The 15,436-nt window shown below is 42.1% G+C and carries 11 protein-coding genes; 4 read left to right on the forward strand and 7 right to left on the reverse strand.

Translation table 11 applies throughout. From position 1 onward, the window contains the following. Positions 1–68: 68 nt before the first annotated feature. The 3 genes from BK009_RS09955 to sepS all read right to left on the reverse strand — a co-directional run bounded on the left by BK009_RS09955 (position 69) and on the right by sepS (position 3,006). The gene (locus BK009_RS09955; RefSeq protein ID WP_100905160.1) at positions 69–443 is read right to left on the reverse strand and encodes a DUF120 domain-containing protein; all 375 of its coding nucleotides are present in this window, start codon (positions 441–443) and stop codon (positions 69–71) included. 58 nt (positions 444–501) lie between these two features. Further along, complete coding sequence (locus BK009_RS09960; RefSeq protein WP_100909515.1) at positions 502–1,158, reverse strand: endonuclease V; 657 nt, start codon at positions 1,156–1,158, stop codon at positions 502–504. A 189-nt stretch (positions 1,159–1,347) separates the two neighbouring features. Next, the gene (gene sepS / locus BK009_RS09965; RefSeq protein WP_100909516.1) at positions 1,348–3,006 is read right to left on the reverse strand and encodes an O-phosphoserine--tRNA ligase; all 1,659 of its coding nucleotides are present in this window, start codon (positions 3,004–3,006) and stop codon (positions 1,348–1,350) included. Between the two features lie 132 nt (positions 3,007–3,138). Between sepS and tfrA the strand changes: the two genes are divergently transcribed. Beyond that, positions 3,139–4,788, forward strand: coding sequence for a fumarate reductase (CoM/CoB) subunit TfrA (gene tfrA / locus BK009_RS09970; RefSeq protein ID WP_100909517.1), 1,650 nt, complete (start codon positions 3,139–3,141; stop codon positions 4,786–4,788). A 146-nt stretch (positions 4,789–4,934) separates the two neighbouring features. Here the strand turns inward: tfrA and BK009_RS09975 are convergent, their stop codons facing one another. The 4 genes from BK009_RS09975 to polC all read right to left on the reverse strand — a co-directional run bounded on the left by BK009_RS09975 (position 4,935) and on the right by polC (position 12,254). Beyond that, entirely contained in the window at positions 4,935–5,492 is a 558-nt protein-coding gene (locus BK009_RS09975; RefSeq protein ID WP_100906223.1) for a transposase, read from the reverse strand. A 263-nt stretch (positions 5,493–5,755) separates the two neighbouring features. Next, a complete protein-coding gene (locus tag BK009_RS09980; RefSeq protein WP_157809696.1) occupies positions 5,756–6,244 on the reverse strand; it encodes a helix-turn-helix domain-containing protein in 489 nt (162 codons plus the stop codon). A gap of 78 nt (positions 6,245–6,322) precedes the next feature. Beyond that, positions 6,323–8,629 (reverse strand): anaerobic ribonucleoside-triphosphate reductase, encoded by a 2,307-nt coding sequence (nrdD, locus tag BK009_RS09985; protein WP_100909518.1) that lies wholly within the window; start codon positions 8,627–8,629, stop codon positions 6,323–6,325. Positions 8,630–8,927: 298 nt separating this feature from the next. Beyond that, on the reverse strand, positions 8,928–12,254 hold the full coding sequence (polC, locus tag BK009_RS09990; RefSeq protein WP_100907276.1) for a DNA polymerase II large subunit: 3,327 nt from the start codon (positions 12,252–12,254) through the stop codon (positions 8,928–8,930). A gap of 317 nt (positions 12,255–12,571) precedes the next feature. On the opposite strand from polC, the gene BK009_RS09995 reads away from it, so the two are divergent. The 3 genes from BK009_RS09995 to BK009_RS10005 all read left to right on the forward strand — a co-directional run bounded on the left by BK009_RS09995 (position 12,572) and on the right by BK009_RS10005 (position 15,385). Then, a complete protein-coding gene (locus BK009_RS09995) occupies positions 12,572–12,733 on the forward strand; it encodes a preprotein translocase subunit Sec61beta (RefSeq protein ID WP_100905116.1) in 162 nt (53 codons plus the stop codon). A 211-nt stretch (positions 12,734–12,944) separates the two neighbouring features. Then, on the forward strand, positions 12,945–14,294 hold the full coding sequence (gene purB, locus BK009_RS10000) for an adenylosuccinate lyase (protein WP_100907275.1): 1,350 nt from the start codon (positions 12,945–12,947) through the stop codon (positions 14,292–14,294). Positions 14,295–14,455: 161 nt separating this feature from the next. After that, entirely contained in the window at positions 14,456–15,385 is a 930-nt protein-coding gene (locus BK009_RS10005; protein ID WP_100905118.1) for a hypothetical protein, read from the forward strand. Positions 15,386–15,436: the final 51 nt, after the last annotated feature.

A 15,436-nucleotide genomic window follows, 5' to 3' on the forward strand; every position in this document is an offset into this window, starting at 1 on the left:
AGTTAAACATTTTTCCATATTTCATACAATCATGGTTTCTATATCTAAAACAAAAATAATTTTGATCCTCAATTTATTTTTAAAGTAGCTTCATCTCCGTCATTGAGATTGAGAGTGTTTCGAAGATTTTCCTGGGCCACAAATTCCAATATTTCTGGGGAGTGCTCAGTCTTAACCGGGAACAGAATAGCCCCCTCTACCATTCCATTGAGTTGAGCTGGGAGAAATTTAACATCCCCATAATTACCAGTCCCTTCAATGACTCTCATTTTATCCTGCATACTCGATATACGGGCTGCGTTTTCAGGAGAGATTTTCAGGTTAAGAGTACCCGGAAATGGTTCAAATTTAAGCTTTTTCCTAAACTCCTCCTTATAAACCTCTAAAGACATGAAATACGTGCCTTTACGAGTTCCAGAGATGACTTTGCCTGTGATTTCCATATAATTCCTTCAATTTCTTTTAATTCATTTGTAGGTATTAAAAATATTAATTTAATTCTTAATTACTCGTTAATTCCTGTTTAAAAGTTTCTGTTGCCAGTATATGGGTTTGCCTGATTGGTTCCGGAGTTTTGAAAACGCTGGTCATCTTCACAATACTCAATGCAGTTTTTAAGGATATTTTATGCCCAACGCTCACGTATTTCCCCTTAAAAAAGGCCCCAAGCTCATTATTGTTTTCGGTTATCAGTTGAAATTCGCCAATGGCGTGGTGTCTTTGGGTGGCCCTCTTTATATACCTTCCATCAATTAACCTTTTTGCCACCCCAATGGTGGGAACATCACAGAGGACACCCACCTGACAGGCCAATCCAAAGCCACGGGGATGCATAACACCGTGACCATTAACCATTAGAACATCGAAATCGTGTTCTAAAGTGTTCAGTACTGAAATAACTGCATCAGCCTCCCTAACACCGAGAAAACCAGGGATGTAGGGGAAAAATAGTTCCACGGGCAGTGTTCTCTTTTCCAGTATCTCCAGATCTCCCAGTTGCAAAACCACAACTGCCGCAATTGCCTGGTTATCCACGGAAAAAGAAACATCCACTCCGGCCACAGTATCCAAACTGTTAAAACAGTCTTCTTCCAACACCCTATCTGCCAGGGAGAACTGTATATTAGCTATCTCTTGGGTGAAGTTATGGATACACATTATCTGCGTGGAAAATTTTGTTTTTTAAAGATTTTGACATGATTATCTTTTTGGAACTATCTTTATTAGGAAGAAATCTCTTATTTGGAACTATCCTTTTAGAGAATTATGAGTTTTCCTAAAAAGAAAAAAAATATTTTTTTATTTAACATCAATTGCCCAGTATTTCATGAACCGGAGAGATATAATTTAGTCTTTAATCTCACCAGTTATTGTGCAGAATATTGGCCCCCTGATGTCTATAACTTTGTTATTGCTGTTTATGTAGCGCATGGCCAGTTCGTCCAGTTTAAGGTTGATGTCCGAGGGGGATTTGGCTATGGTGGCACGTAACTTAAGTTGTTCCTCTCCGCTAACCACCATCTCCTCCATACGGTAGGCTGCTTGGGCTGCCACACCGTCCATGTAACTGATACCGGTGGGTATGCCCTTTTTAAGGGCCTTAATAGCCAGGTCATCCATTACCTCTTTTCCCATGCTTAGAAGCTTTTCTACAATATCATCAGGTGACTGGAAACGTTCTATCTCTGCGGGCTGGGGCACACCAACGATGTTTCCCTGATAAACATGCACCCGGTTCCAGCTGGCAGGTCCCAGTAGTTTGGTACCGGCTTCGGGTTCAATGATCTTTACTTCAATGTTTTTACCCATGAATTCTCCCTGGAACGCGGTGAACTCGCAGGGTGAACTGGTGTCACCATATTCTACGGCGGTCTGGATTATGGATTCCATCAACCTTCGCCCGTCATCAGTCACTGGATACAGGTTCAAGTGGAGCATGGAGGCCATTTCCCGGTCACTGAGACCCCACTTACCATAGGTATGGGGATAAACCATCTCCCGAATATCCTGGTGACCACCGAGGATCATGGCAATTCTCTCGGCACCCACACCCAGGTTCATAACTTCCTGGTCAATACCATACTTGGCCAGTGCAATGGGGGAGTACAAACCAAATGTAGCCACCTCCACCCATTCATTCAGTTTAGGATGGTAACCGTAGACCTCAGTCTGAGTCCCAGGGATGTAGTACTTGGATTTCTTCTCATCAAGCAGGAATTTGAACTTCTGAAATCCGAAATACTCCAAAAGGCTCTCTGAAACAGCCATTCCCATATCCAGAGAAACTTCATCATCCATCCAAACACAGGAAGCGGAGTGGTAGGTCATAAGGTGGCTTGAATCCTCTCTTTGCTCCCGACGGAAGCAACGGTCAATTGAAAATAGTTTAACTGGCAATGTGTTGTTTTGGTTCAATGCATTCAGGGTGATGAACCATCCAGAAGTCATATGTGAACGTAAAGTGGTTTTGCTGGAGATGGGGGTTAACTCCTTAAGTTCAGGGAAAACCCTCTCCATAACTCGTAGCCCGGTGGCATCGGCTACTTCCAGGGCAAGGGACACATCGTGGATAAGGTCATCTCCGCTGGTTTCACCTTTTTTATAGCTACGGAACACTTCTTTCAGTCCCTGAATTTTTTCTTCATCAAGGGAAACACCTATTTCCTCGATCTGTGCTATTTTATCCATACCGATCCCTATATCTGGTCGGGGTAGTCCTGCCAGGTAGAAGCAACGGTCCAGAACTGCCGGGGCTTCTGGTCCGAACTGGCGGTAAACATGATCTTCTTCAATGAAGAGGGGATTGATGGTTTCCTGGAAACCAAGGAGCAGGTAGGCTTGCCTGAGCTGGGCCATGGTATCGGAGAGTGGATGGGTTTGGCCGGGTTTGAAGTGCAAACGTGGATATTCCTCATCATGATGGGGATTTTTAAGATTTTTACCTGTTTCAGCCCAGGCCTTTTCAAAATCCCTCTTCGCCAGCTTTAATATCTCCTTTTTCTTCACTGCACATCCTCCCTTACTTTAAAGATAATATTGAAAATTGTTTTAAACATATTTTTATATCGGGTCATACCCTTAAACTATCTCTCCACTCTACTTAAAAAACTTAAATAAAACCGGGTGCAAATTCATAGTATGGAAAGGGAGACTTACCACACCGATGTACTGGTCATTGGATCCGGGGGAGCCGGGTGCAGAGCAGCCATCGAAGCAAAAAAGCATGATTTAGACGTTATTATAGTATCCAAGGGATTATCTTACAAATCAGGGTGTACCACTCTGGCAGAGGGGGGCTACAATGCTGCCTTTGCCTATGTGGATGCAGATGACAGTGTACAGGCACACCTGGAGGACACCCTCAAAGGAGGGGGCTACCTCAACGACCTTGAACTGGCACGTATCCTGGTGGAAGAAGCACCAGACCGACTCACCGAACTCGAGAGCTACGGTGCCCTCTTTGACCGACAGGAATCAGGCCAACTGAACCAGCGACCATTTGGTGGTCAAACTTACCCTAGAACCTGTTTCCAGGGGGACCGCACTGGTCACGAGATGATGACTGCCCTCAAGGAGGAGGTTATTCGTCAGGGTATTCAGACTGTGGACGAGGTCATGATCACCTCACTTATCCAGGATGATACTGGACGGGTGGGGGGAGCATGTGGAGTGTCCTTAGAGAGTACTGAATTTGTGGTTTTCCATGCTAAATCCACCATCATTGCCACTGGGGGGGCGGGCTGGATCTACCCGGTAACCTCTAATGCCCTTCAAAAAACTGGGGATGGATATGCTCTGGCCTGGAATGCCGGTGCAGATCTTCTGGACATGGAACAGGTTCAGTTCCACCCCACCGGCATGCTGTACCCTGACTCCCGCCGGGGAGTTCTGGTGACCGAGGCGGTTCGTGGAGAAGGGGGGAGACTCATAAACTCCCAGGGGAAACGTTTCATGACCAACTATGACTCACGTGGAGAGCTGGCCACACGGGACGTGGTAGCCAGGGCCATCTACAACGAGATAATGGAAGGAAGAGGCACTGAAAACGGTGGAGTCTATCTGGATGTGACTCACCTCCCGGCCGAGGTCATTGAAGAAAAACTGGAAACAATGCTCTTACAATTCCAGGATGTAGGGGTGGACATCCGGGAAGAACCAATGGAAGTAGCACCCACCGCCCACCACTTCATGGGAGGAGCCCGGATAAATTCACAGTGTGAAACCAAAATTTCAAACCTCTACGCAGCGGGAGAAGCTGCTGGTGGAGTTCATGGTGCCAACCGGCTCGGTGGAAATGCACTGGCCGAAACCCAGGTATTCGGAAGACGTGCCGGAGATGCAGCCGCAAAAAACGTAACTAAATCTAAATTCAAATTGAATCCAAAATCTCTGGAAATGGAAGAAGAACGAATTGAAAAACTATTCAAGGACGGGGATTACTATCCCTTCCAGATTAAAGAAGAACTGCAGGAAGTCATGTGGAATAATGTAGCCATAATCCGCAGGGATGAAGGCCTTAAATCAGCTTTAAATGCCATCCATGCTATCAAAGATAAAATGGTTCGAATGAAGCTACCGGAGGTACGTGGATATAACCCGCACCTATTAGATGCTCTGGAACTGGAGAACATGGTTTTGATAGCTGAATTAGTTACCAAGTCTGCTATTATCCGTGAGGAGAGCAGGGGAGCACATTACCGTGCTGATTTCCCAGAAACCAAGGATGAATGTAAGAAGAGTATTGTTTTGAATAAAAACAATAAAAATGAAGGATATTTGCAGAGATAAGATTTGCTGATTTATCAGTATAGTTTATAAGGTAAATTTTTCTGATTTTATTCTTTTTTTTGAGTTAAATTATAAGTTAATCCCGGCATTGGTTCTAACTTTATTAATTCTAAAAAATTTAACTTCTAGTCTACGACATTAAAAATTTAACAATTTGTTTTTATAATTTTTTTTATCCATCCTTCGTATAATGTTTCATTTCCGACTATTTCATTGTAGTAAGATTTAAATTTTTGAATTAAGAATGTTTCATCTTTTATATAGATTTTAGACAGTTCACGTTTTATTATTCTCCAAACTTGTTCTATAGGATTTAGTTTTGGAGAATATGGGGGTAAAAGTATTAATTGGATATTAAGGATTTCACAAGCTTTTTTAGCTAATTGTGCTTTATGAACTGGATAATTGTCTAAAATTATTACAATTTTTGTTTCTTTTTTTAATTGACTTATAATTTCAGAGTTTTCTAAATTTTTAACAATATTTTCCCTTTGTAATTTGTCAATTATTCTTTGATTCTTTTTATTTTCATTTTCTAAGATAATCCTCATTTTTTTCTTGATTTGTTCGATATTTAAATCTTTTTGAGGTGTGAAAAAATCGTCAATAATATGTTTAAATTCAGTTTTATCATGGAAATCTGCTTCTAAAAGCGTTTTTAGATGTGTTTCATCAATGTTAATATTATTTAAAATGGAATTCAATTTAGATTTGCAATATGGGTTGTTTGAGTTTTGAATTCTAATTTTAACTAGAAAATTGATAAAATCAAATGTTTTAGATCCTTTGGGAAAGTCTATTAATGATTTGCCGTTTGCTGACTGGAATCCTATTCCTGTAACTGAAAATTTATCTGGATTTTTCTTTAAAATGTTTTTAGTTCTTTTTTTATACCAAATACGGCCTGAATTACCAATATTTTGGCATGCTGTCTGATCTAAAAATCCAATTATGCTATTTTCAAGATTTATTCCTTGAAGTTTTTTTTAAGTGATTCTTCAGCATCTTCTGGCATTTTTGAATATATCGTATAAGGTTTACCATATCCAAATTTTAAATCTCTTAAAATTCTTTCCACCTGTCTAATACTGTATTCAACATTAAATTTTTCTTTTATTAATTCTAAAACCTGTTTAGAGCTATAAATCTTATTATCAATGATAATTTCAGATAATTCTTTTTTTTGCTCAGGAGTAAGTTTCGATTGACCCCCACTACCAGATTTTCTGCCTAAAGAATCATATCCACCTTCATTCCATTGATTTAACCAATTATGCCCAGTAACTCTTGTAATTCCCAGTTTTTTACAAGATTCTGTGATAGAAACATCATGATAAATATCATTTATGAAATACAACTTGTTTAAAACTTTTACATCCTGTTCCAACTTCTTTATTCTAATTTGAAGCTCTTCAACACTCGTAAAATCCTTATTTATAGTTGGCTTTCTATTCATATAAATAAATATAAAACCCACCATATATAAAATTTTCTATGTCGTTAACTATAGAATTAAAAAAAAATAGATAAAGGTTTAAAACCTTCTCCTATCATGTAATTCTTTCATTTTACCAGGATTCCAACCGCCACTAGCAGATTTAGAGCGACCCACCTGTTGTACGTATCCAGTTATCCGGTCATACCATTCCACTTCTTTCTGTTCTCCACAGGCAACACAGCTATTCTGTAATCCTTTCATCAGGGTTTTGCATTTCACACAGAAGCTCAGGGCGCTGCTGTATGCCCAGAAACCAATATCAGATTTTCGGGCGATTTTATTAGTGAGGCTCATGAGTGCCTCAGGGTCACTGTGGGATTCACCCATAAATGCATGGAAGATATGACCACCCAGAGTACGGCTGTGGAACTGTTCTTCAATACGGATCTTCTCAGCCAGATTCACAGTGGTATCCACTGGTACATGGGAAGAGTTGGTGTAGTAATAGGCATCGGAATCCCCCTGGGTTATTGCATTGTTACCGAATTTTTCCTTATCCAACATTGCAAACCGGTAGGCGGTGGACTCTGCGGGTGTCTGGATAATGGTCCAGCGAAGTCCTGTGTCTTTTTTAAGTTCCTGAGCCCGCCCATTCATATAGTCAACAACCTTGAGGCCTAATTTGAGTGAATCTGGGTCTTCAATTCCGGATCCGCAGAATGATTGGAGCATTTCGTTTAATCCCACAAATCCAAATGTCATTGTGGAATTTTCCACCCGGTAATAACGTTCATCATTAAGGTTCTGGGTTAAGAATGGTAACAGGTTGTAATCATCCAGACAGGCCACCGCTTGCTTGCGACGTAACATCAGTACCTCTTCTGACAGGCGTAAATAGGAATCCAAGTACTCGAAGATTTCATCTTCATCACGGGACTGGTATGCTATTCTAGGTAGGTTCAGTGTAACATAGGCCAAGTTTCCTGTTCTAAAACAGTCTTTTTCCCAGTCCCCAGTCCAATTGTCAGAGAGGGATGTTCGGCATCCCATGTAGTTGGCCATTTGTCCCCGGTAACTGGGTAACATGTTAGTGAAGTAGGCAGTACCGTACTTAGATGATAATTCGTGGACTAATTCCAAGTCCTCTGCGAATTCATCCTTCAGAACTTCTTTTCGCAAGGCGTAGATGGTATTGGGGAATAGATGTGGTTTGCCATCGGAATCCCCATCTAGGAGCACTTCAGTGAATGCCCTTTGTAACATTCGGGTTTCGTCTTCAAAATCACCGTATGTTCCCATCAGACGACCTTTAGGCCCATAGGCAGGTTCTTCTTTTAAGAAGTCAGGTACTGTGAATTCCATGTTGATGGAGGTGAATGGTACTTGGCTTCCCCGGGCAGCGTAGGCCATGTTAAGGTTGTAAATGAACATTTGGACTGCCTGTTTGACCTTTTCGTAGGGAAGTCCATGGGCAAATGGTGCAACAAATACATTCCACAGGCTCATTGATTGTCCTCCACTCATGTTCTGCTGGGCTGCCAGCATGATTTCTCCAGAGTGGTTCATCAGGGTTTCGATGTGGTTTGGTGGTCCGGCCACTGAAGTGTGGTCTCCTGTGCCGTCAACTTTAAGTCCGTTTCGTATGAAGAATCTTAGATCATGTTGCAGACAGTTTATGGGTCTGCCAGCAAAGAATTCCAGATCGTGAATGTGTATATCTCCACCTAAATGAGCATCGGCCAGTTCATTGGGGAGTATATGTAGAAGTGCGTATTGTTTAAGGGCCTCATCTGCCACGTATTTGTGCACAGTTTCCGGGTTGTGGATCATGTTGGCATTGTCCCGGCTTCCGTTTTCAATGAGGTTGGTTATGTTGTAAACAGGTATCCCTAGCCTGGTGTACCTTCGCCTTAATGTTTCCAGGCCATTTTCAACCAGTTTAGTGTTTACCATTTCCCTGAGCATGGGAGCAGTTAAGTATTCCACGTCCAGTTTTTTAACCTCTTTCCATACTTCAGTGGCTATTTTATCGGCAAGTTCCGGACTGGCCCCTGTTTCTACCACGAGGGTTTTCTCTATTTTTGATTTGTCGAAGGATTCTATGGTGTCCCGTGCTGTTCGAACCCGTAACTGGTTACTTTTGAGGTATTTGTCAGCTATCTCTGGTTCTACCCGCTTCAAAGAGTCATATACCCACATCTTGATTTCTTTAGTGGTGACTCCGTCATAGGCCGCCCCAGCAGCCTGAGAAGCTATTTTTTCCGCCGCCCATAGTGGTGCGCCTGCCATAAGGCAGGATTTTAATATTTTTTCATGACTGAACTTCTCAAATATCCCATTGTTTTTCAAAACACAAGTTTCCGCCTTGGTTGGTATAGCAGCAATAATACGAGCATCCTTCATTATTTATCCTCCGACTTAACTCTTAAAATAAAAATCAATAACAGCAAATGATTACAAAGATTTTCCCCTTTAACCCCCAGAATTTTTAAGTCTACTTAATAATTAGTCCAGTTGTATCTTATAAAACTTTCCGATACCAAACTGTTCTGATTTACGAAACTATTAAGTAAGTTAACCATTTCCATGATCACACCACCCTCCCCTCTAATTGGACACATGAGGTGAACAGATCACCTCCGAATCCATAAATGATGGTATAAGATAACACACCATGTGCACATAAGGGGATGTATTCACATCATAAGAACACATCCAGTGAACTCTGTTTGGATCGGTCACTTTCAAAGAGGGAATTGATACCTGACTCTATAAGTTCAATCCTTTGCACCAGATACGGATCAATAGGGTAACGACTAGCCAATTCCTTGGATATCTCCAAATATTTAGTAACTGAACCCTTGGATATGCTCAATATAAGGTTTCCACCACAGGTACATTCACCAGTGAGTGGTATGCGACGGTATTTCTTGTTACACTTAGTGCAACGTACCTTCTGCCGGGCAAAGGCCCGTATATTACCAGCCATGTCCGGTAGGAAATGGGAGTTAAGAACTCCTTCTACCACCCCTTTCTGATCCACGGCACGTATCCTTTCTGCCAGACGGATCTGTTCATTCACCTTTTCCTTCATGGTGGGTAATGTTTTATAGAGACATATTTTAGGTCCCTGGTGTATGCTGGAAGTTTCATGGGAATAAATCAGCCCATGATACTGTTCATCCTTACCGAGCCTTTTTTTAACATTGTCCACCATGTCCACCACATCAGCTGGCTTGGCATTCTCCATGGTTTTCTGATATAGTTCTAAAGGTAACATTTCCATGGTGTCCAGGTTATGGGATTCATCATCTATTTCCTCTGGATCAATACGGGATGACAAAACCAGTGGTGCATCCATTCGCCCCCCACGGCTACTGGGGAGGTAAACTTTGGAGAAATTAAGTAACGCATCCATGAGTAGCATTACTGAGTCTTCATCACTATCACAGTTTCTACGCTTGGCTGAGTGGAAGTAAGGATGTGCATAGCACGCTGCGGCTTTGGTAAATCCTATGATCCGGCCCAGCACTCCCGCTGAAGTGTGTGGTGCCAGTCCGACTGCCAGGTGTCCCACCAGGTCTCCTTTGGTCTTTACATTGTAGAATGGTTCCATCTCATAGAAATTTTTAAGGAGATCATCAATGAAATGTGAAACTCGCATGAGATACTCTGCACAGGCCTCGGATATTACCAAGTCCTGTATACGGAGCTCAACCACCTGATCATCATTTTTAAGCTCCTCTCCTTTGATGTCATGAGTGTATCCCATTTCACGAAGTTTTCCGGGACTTACATCTATCTCTCGAGGTATGAAATGGGTGAGTGGCAAGTCGGTGGAGTCGTGGCGGATGGTGGCATCTTTGAATGTGTAAACACCATTCTTTGCCCGGAGTATTCCCTTTTCCAGGGGTTCGGGGAATTTTTCTTCAGATATCATTCCCTGCACTCCCTTTATCTCATCCAATTTCCGCACCCCTGCATTCTTATAGGCCTTCCTGAGGAGGTTAGCCACGTTAATCCTCTTTTTTCCCGAACTGGTGGGGACAGTACGAGCCCCGCATACTGGACAGATAGCTTGCATTGACCCCACACCACACTCAGGGTTGGTACATTTACATCTTGCTATATCAACAGTGATACTACCTTTTTTAGCCGCTTCCACAATATTCCTCCGGTTCCCACCATTGGTTCCTATGGGGAACAGGGCATGGGGTGCGGGTTTCATCATTCGTTCTTTGGTTTTTTCAGGTCGCCCTACACGCCCACCTAGATATGTGGGTGCTTTGGCCATTATTTCCACCGGAGAAACCTGATTTAAAGCTTCCAGGGTTGATATATCATCTTCAGTGTTGAGTGGTTGGTTTATTGTGTTGAGAAGGGCATAGGCATCGCCCTGTGCCAGAACAATTTTACCTTCACGTATCCGGTGGGGAACTCCCAAGGATTCCAGTATCCTCTTTTCCGGACCAATATTCACTTTCAAGTCCTCTTCAATGTTGATATCATCAATATCATGGTTAAGCCAGGATCGGAGTGTGTTAAGATCTTTTCTGGTCACATCATGATAGAAATATGTGTAGTCAGGGTGAAGTGGAATCTGATACTGTTTTGAAAGGTCGAATGCCCCACGAGCAGTTATTCTTTCCTGAAGATACTGGTTCAGTTCTTCTTCCTGCCCATCATTATAGTTAGCTGATTTTTGCAGCAGCTGTATCCACCATTCCTCGCACCAGCCCGCAGGGAGCAGTTGGTGGTTGTTTCTGAGGAATTCTCCGAAGGCTACTAACATGTCCCCCAGATAGATTATTTCCACTACCTGTGACCTTATTTTGCGAGCCTCCTCCACAGAGTCCACATTTACCACATCACCGTTTCTGAGTTTCACAATTGGCCCATCAATACTATCACAGGGAACTACACAGTTTCCCTTACCCGGTCTCTCGATTTTCATCTGGGTTCCGACAGCTAGAAACTCAAGGATCTCCATGGTAGCCGGGTGTACACCCATGGCTGCCAGTCCTGTGTTTCTGGAACGCCCATACCTTAAACGAAAGCCCCCTTTGGTTTGAGGATAAGCTAAAACTGGACGACCACCAATGATATCCCGCATGTATTTATCATCCACTTTGGGGGTCTCTCCCTTGGATTCTTCATCAGTTCCATCATTGTTATCTGATTTTTTGGTTTTAGAAAGATCTCCCAGCCAATCCCAGCCTTCTATCTTCAACATTTTAGCATATTTCAATACTTTGGGGGCTTTCTGGATAACACCCTCTACCAGTGCCAGGAGGGCTCCTCCCCGAAGATGGTTTGTTTCCACCCGTTCCAGATCCCGGTGGGATACTTCGACTTGATCCGTAGGTTCACCAGTGACTTCAACTGGTATGTGCTTTGCTGCGGATCGGACTTCATCAGGGGAGGGGGAGTACTGCAGGTTAGTCACTTCAGACTCGTAAAGCTCAGCTTCCTCAACATAACGCTCTATTTCCCTATCAGTAGGTTTATAAATATCTAAATCCATACTAAGCCTAATATAATCCGCAATTAATACTGCAAGTGCTGATGCAGTTCCACCTGCACTTCTTATTGGTCCTGTGAAGTATATGGCCAGATACCAGCTCTGGTCAAAGTTCCTTTTGATGGCCACCCTGTCTATTCCTTCCAGTGGTGCAGCTACCACCCCCTCGGTAAGAATTGATAAGGCTGTACGCACCGCCTGGTCAGCAGCCTCCTCTTTAATTTTGTACTGGTCTTTGTTCCCTGGATCGGCCTTCATAACCTCATCCGAGGTGACTATCTCCCGGGCCACCTCAAATGCAACTTCCTCACGGGACATTTCCTCTTCAAGTTCTTTTATGTGCTTTGCTATCCCCGGTGGGCCCACCAGTCCTTCCACACGTTCGGCCAGGTTCTTGGCCAGAGGTATCTCTGGTTCAGTTTCAATATCATGACCCTTCTTACGGGCCTCTATGGCCACTTCATAGGCCTGTGCAGTGCCCTCTTCCAATGTTTCAAAGTATCCCATACTAATTCCCTGACTTTTTTATATTCAAAATACTAAACACAAACAAATTAACCAATAATAATCCTACTAAATTGTGTTAAAATCCTGTTTACTTCTAAAAAAACGATTAAAGCCCTATTGAATCTGAGATTATTTAAACTCTAATAATTCTTATTAGTCTGAAGAGAATTTATACTTTTTCAATCCACTGATCTTAAGATGTTACCGATACCACCACTACAAATATAAAGTGGTAAGGGATAACATAAAAATGAATAAAATATCTACAAAATAAGATAACTGAACATAATTTTCATGATCAATTTATGGTGATTTAATTGGCAAAGAAAGAGAAAAAATACCTCCCACCCAGTGGGGCGGGTCTGGTAAGGTACTTTGAAGAGGAAACTAAAGGTCCCAAACTCAGTCCAGAACAGGTTATAATCATGACTGTTATTCTGGCTGTTTTCTGCATAGCTCTCCGGTTTTCATATACCTAGATACCAATATTTTTTTTATAAACTTCCCTCGAATTAGTTTAGGAGGAGTTATAAAAATTCAGGTAAATTTGAAGAATATTTAAATGAGTGACCTGGTTCTCAAAAAAAATATTCAAATGAAATATTCAAATGTATTAAATAAATTTTTTTAAACAGAATCAGATTCTAATATTTTTTTAATGATTTAATAAGATTTTAAGGAGTTTTTAACATGGCTATCCACCCAATTGAATTTCGTTATGGAACCCCGGAAATGAAAAAAGTCTGGGAAGCAGAGAATAAACTTCAAAAAATGCTGGAAGTTGAAGCGGCTCTTGCCGAAGCTGAAGCCCAGATGGGCTTGGTTCCTGAAGAGGCTGCCCAGGAAATACGAAGCAAGGCGAGCACCCAGTACGTTACCAATGAAAGAGTGGCTGAAATTGAAAAAGAAACTAACCACGACATTGCATCCATTGTAAAAGCCCTCGCTGAAGTATGTGAAGGAGATGCCGGAGAATATGTCCATTTCGGTGCAACTTCCAATGACATCATCGACAGTTCACAATCTCTCCTATTAAGGGATTCCATTGAGATTATACAGGAAAAGATCACTCGCCTGGCAAAAATCGTGCTCAAACTAGCTGATGAACATAAGAAAACAGTTTGTATCGGGAGAACCCATGGGCAACACGCCCTTCCCACCACCTACGGGATGAAATTCGCCCTCTGGGCTGATGAACTCCACCGCCAGTATGAACGGCTGGAAGAATGTAAAGAAAGACTCTGTGTGGGAATGATGACCGGAGCCGTGGGTACCACCGCTGCACTGGGTGAAGATGGATTGGAAATACACTTGAAAGTATCAGAGATACTGGGACTTCCTGCAGCACTGATATCCAACCAGGTGGTGCAGAGGGATAACCATGCCGAATACTTGATGGCCCTGGCCAATTTAGCCAGTACCCTGGATAAAATTGCCCTGGAAATCCGTAACTTGCAGCGTACAGAGATCAAAGAGTTAGGGGAGAGTTTCGACCCGGAAAAACAGGTAGGCTCCAGCACCATGCCCCACAAAATGAACCCCATCACTGCAGAAAGAATTTGTGGTGTTTCAAGAGTTATTAAGGCATATCCAGCCCCTGCTCTACAGAATAATGCTTTGTGGCATGAAAGGGATTTGACCAACTCCTCATCCGAACGGATCATGCTCCCGGAGGCATCCATCCTCACGGATTACATACTGAATTTGACCGTCCGGTTAATGGAAAAACTTGTTTTCTACCCTGAAAACATTGAAAGGAACCTTAACCATACTGGTGGGCTTATAATGGCCGAAAGGTTCATGGCTGAACTAACTCGTAAAGGCATGGGTAGGCAAAGTGCTTATGCAGTTGTAAGAAAGTGCGCCCTAGAGGCTAACAAACAGGGAATTAGTTTAAAAGACGTTGTACTCCAACAGGAAGAGATAAAGGACTATTTAAGCCTAGAAGAAGTGGATAAAATCATGGACCCCCACACCTATCTGGGATCTTCAGTGCAGATCGTAGAGAATGTACTGGAAAAATCAAGCCAATGGTTTTAATTTTTTTAAATAAAACCAGGTTTCAGATTTTTTTTAAAAATTTCCCTTTTTTATTATATTTTTGATAATTTGCTGCTTTTTTAAACACCCCTGAAAAGGAAAAATTAATATATTACTAACAACAAACAATATTGTTAATAATTATAAAGGGAGGTGAAAAAATGGTCGATATCAAAGAGATAAAAAAGATTAGAGCAGCACCATTCACATTGATGACATCTTCGATACATGCAATTTTAGCCTTTATCGCAGCAATTCTTCTAATACTGTTCTTCGGAACTATTGCAGCTTTAATACCAGGCATGGGACTATTCGCTAGTTTCATCACATTATTGGGATTGTCCATAATTATTCTATGGCCACTAACCTCGTTCTTCCTCAATATCGTATACACATTTATTCTGGCATTACTTTACAATGTACTTGCCGCCAGAGTAGGTGGTATTAAACTCGGCATGGAAGGAGACGAACTTAAAACAATCCCCGTGGTATCCATGGCCCTCATACTTTCATGTGTAGTCGCTATATTAACTTTTATAATGGGACTGTACATGGGTCTGGCTGGCTCCTCAATACTATCACTGTTCAGTGGAATAATTCCAATAGCAGCTAATATGGCCGCAAATACCACCAACGCCACAGATATAGCCGCACTTCCAACTGGTGCAGGTATGGCAGCAATCTCTGGAATATGGGCTTTGTTCTGGATAATTATAATGCCAATAATTGCATTCATATTCAGCTTCATTGGATACGCACTGTTCGCACTATTCTACAACATAGTAATACCCAAAGTCGGGGGAATAAGACTAATATTCGCCGAAGCAGCCAATGGCTTTGAACTAACCAACATACCAGTTCTGCCTGCAGCAATCGCCCTATCAGTTGTATCTGCAATATTCGGGTTACTACAGGGATTGTTAAATCTGGCTCAGTTCAGTATGATGGGAGATGTTCTAGGAGGATTCATGATGTTAATCGTTCAGATAATATCCTCATTCATCATGACCTTCATCATAGTCGCCCTGGCCACACTAATCTACAACTTCCTGCAACCCAGAATTGGCGGAGTCAAACTGGTACTGGAATAAATCTCTAACCCAATTACCCTTTTTTTATTTTTTTATTGAAATAACAAAGAG

The organism is Methanobacterium subterraneum (assembly GCF_002813695.1).
Classification (GTDB): domain Archaea; phylum Methanobacteriota; class Methanobacteria; order Methanobacteriales; family Methanobacteriaceae; genus Methanobacterium; species Methanobacterium subterraneum.

Bases quoted from the DNA above. Each gene is read 5' to 3' on its own strand.
- purB (WP_100907275.1), top strand. From the start codon at position 12,945: ATGGCTATCCACCCAATTGAATTTCGTTATGGAACCCCGGAAATGAAA.
- BK009_RS09980 (WP_157809696.1), bottom strand. From the start codon at position 6,244: ATGAATAGAAAGCCAACTATAAATAAGGATTTTACGAGTGTTGAAGAG.
- BK009_RS10005 (WP_100905118.1), top strand. From the start codon at position 14,456: ATGGTCGATATCAAAGAGATAAAAAAGATTAGAGCAGCACCATTCACA.
- polC (WP_100907276.1), bottom strand. From the start codon at position 12,254: ATGGGATACTTTGAAACATTGGAAGAGGGCACTGCACAGGCCTATGAA.
- tfrA (WP_100909517.1), top strand. From the start codon at position 3,139: ATGGAAAGGGAGACTTACCACACCGATGTACTGGTCATTGGATCCGGG.
- BK009_RS09960 (WP_100909515.1), bottom strand. From the start codon at position 1,158: ATGTGTATCCATAACTTCACCCAAGAGATAGCTAATATACAGTTCTCC.
- BK009_RS09955 (WP_100905160.1), bottom strand. From the start codon at position 443: ATGGAAATCACAGGCAAAGTCATCTCTGGAACTCGTAAAGGCACGTAT.
- nrdD (WP_100909518.1), bottom strand. From the start codon at position 8,629: ATGAAGGATGCTCGTATTATTGCTGCTATACCAACCAAGGCGGAAACT.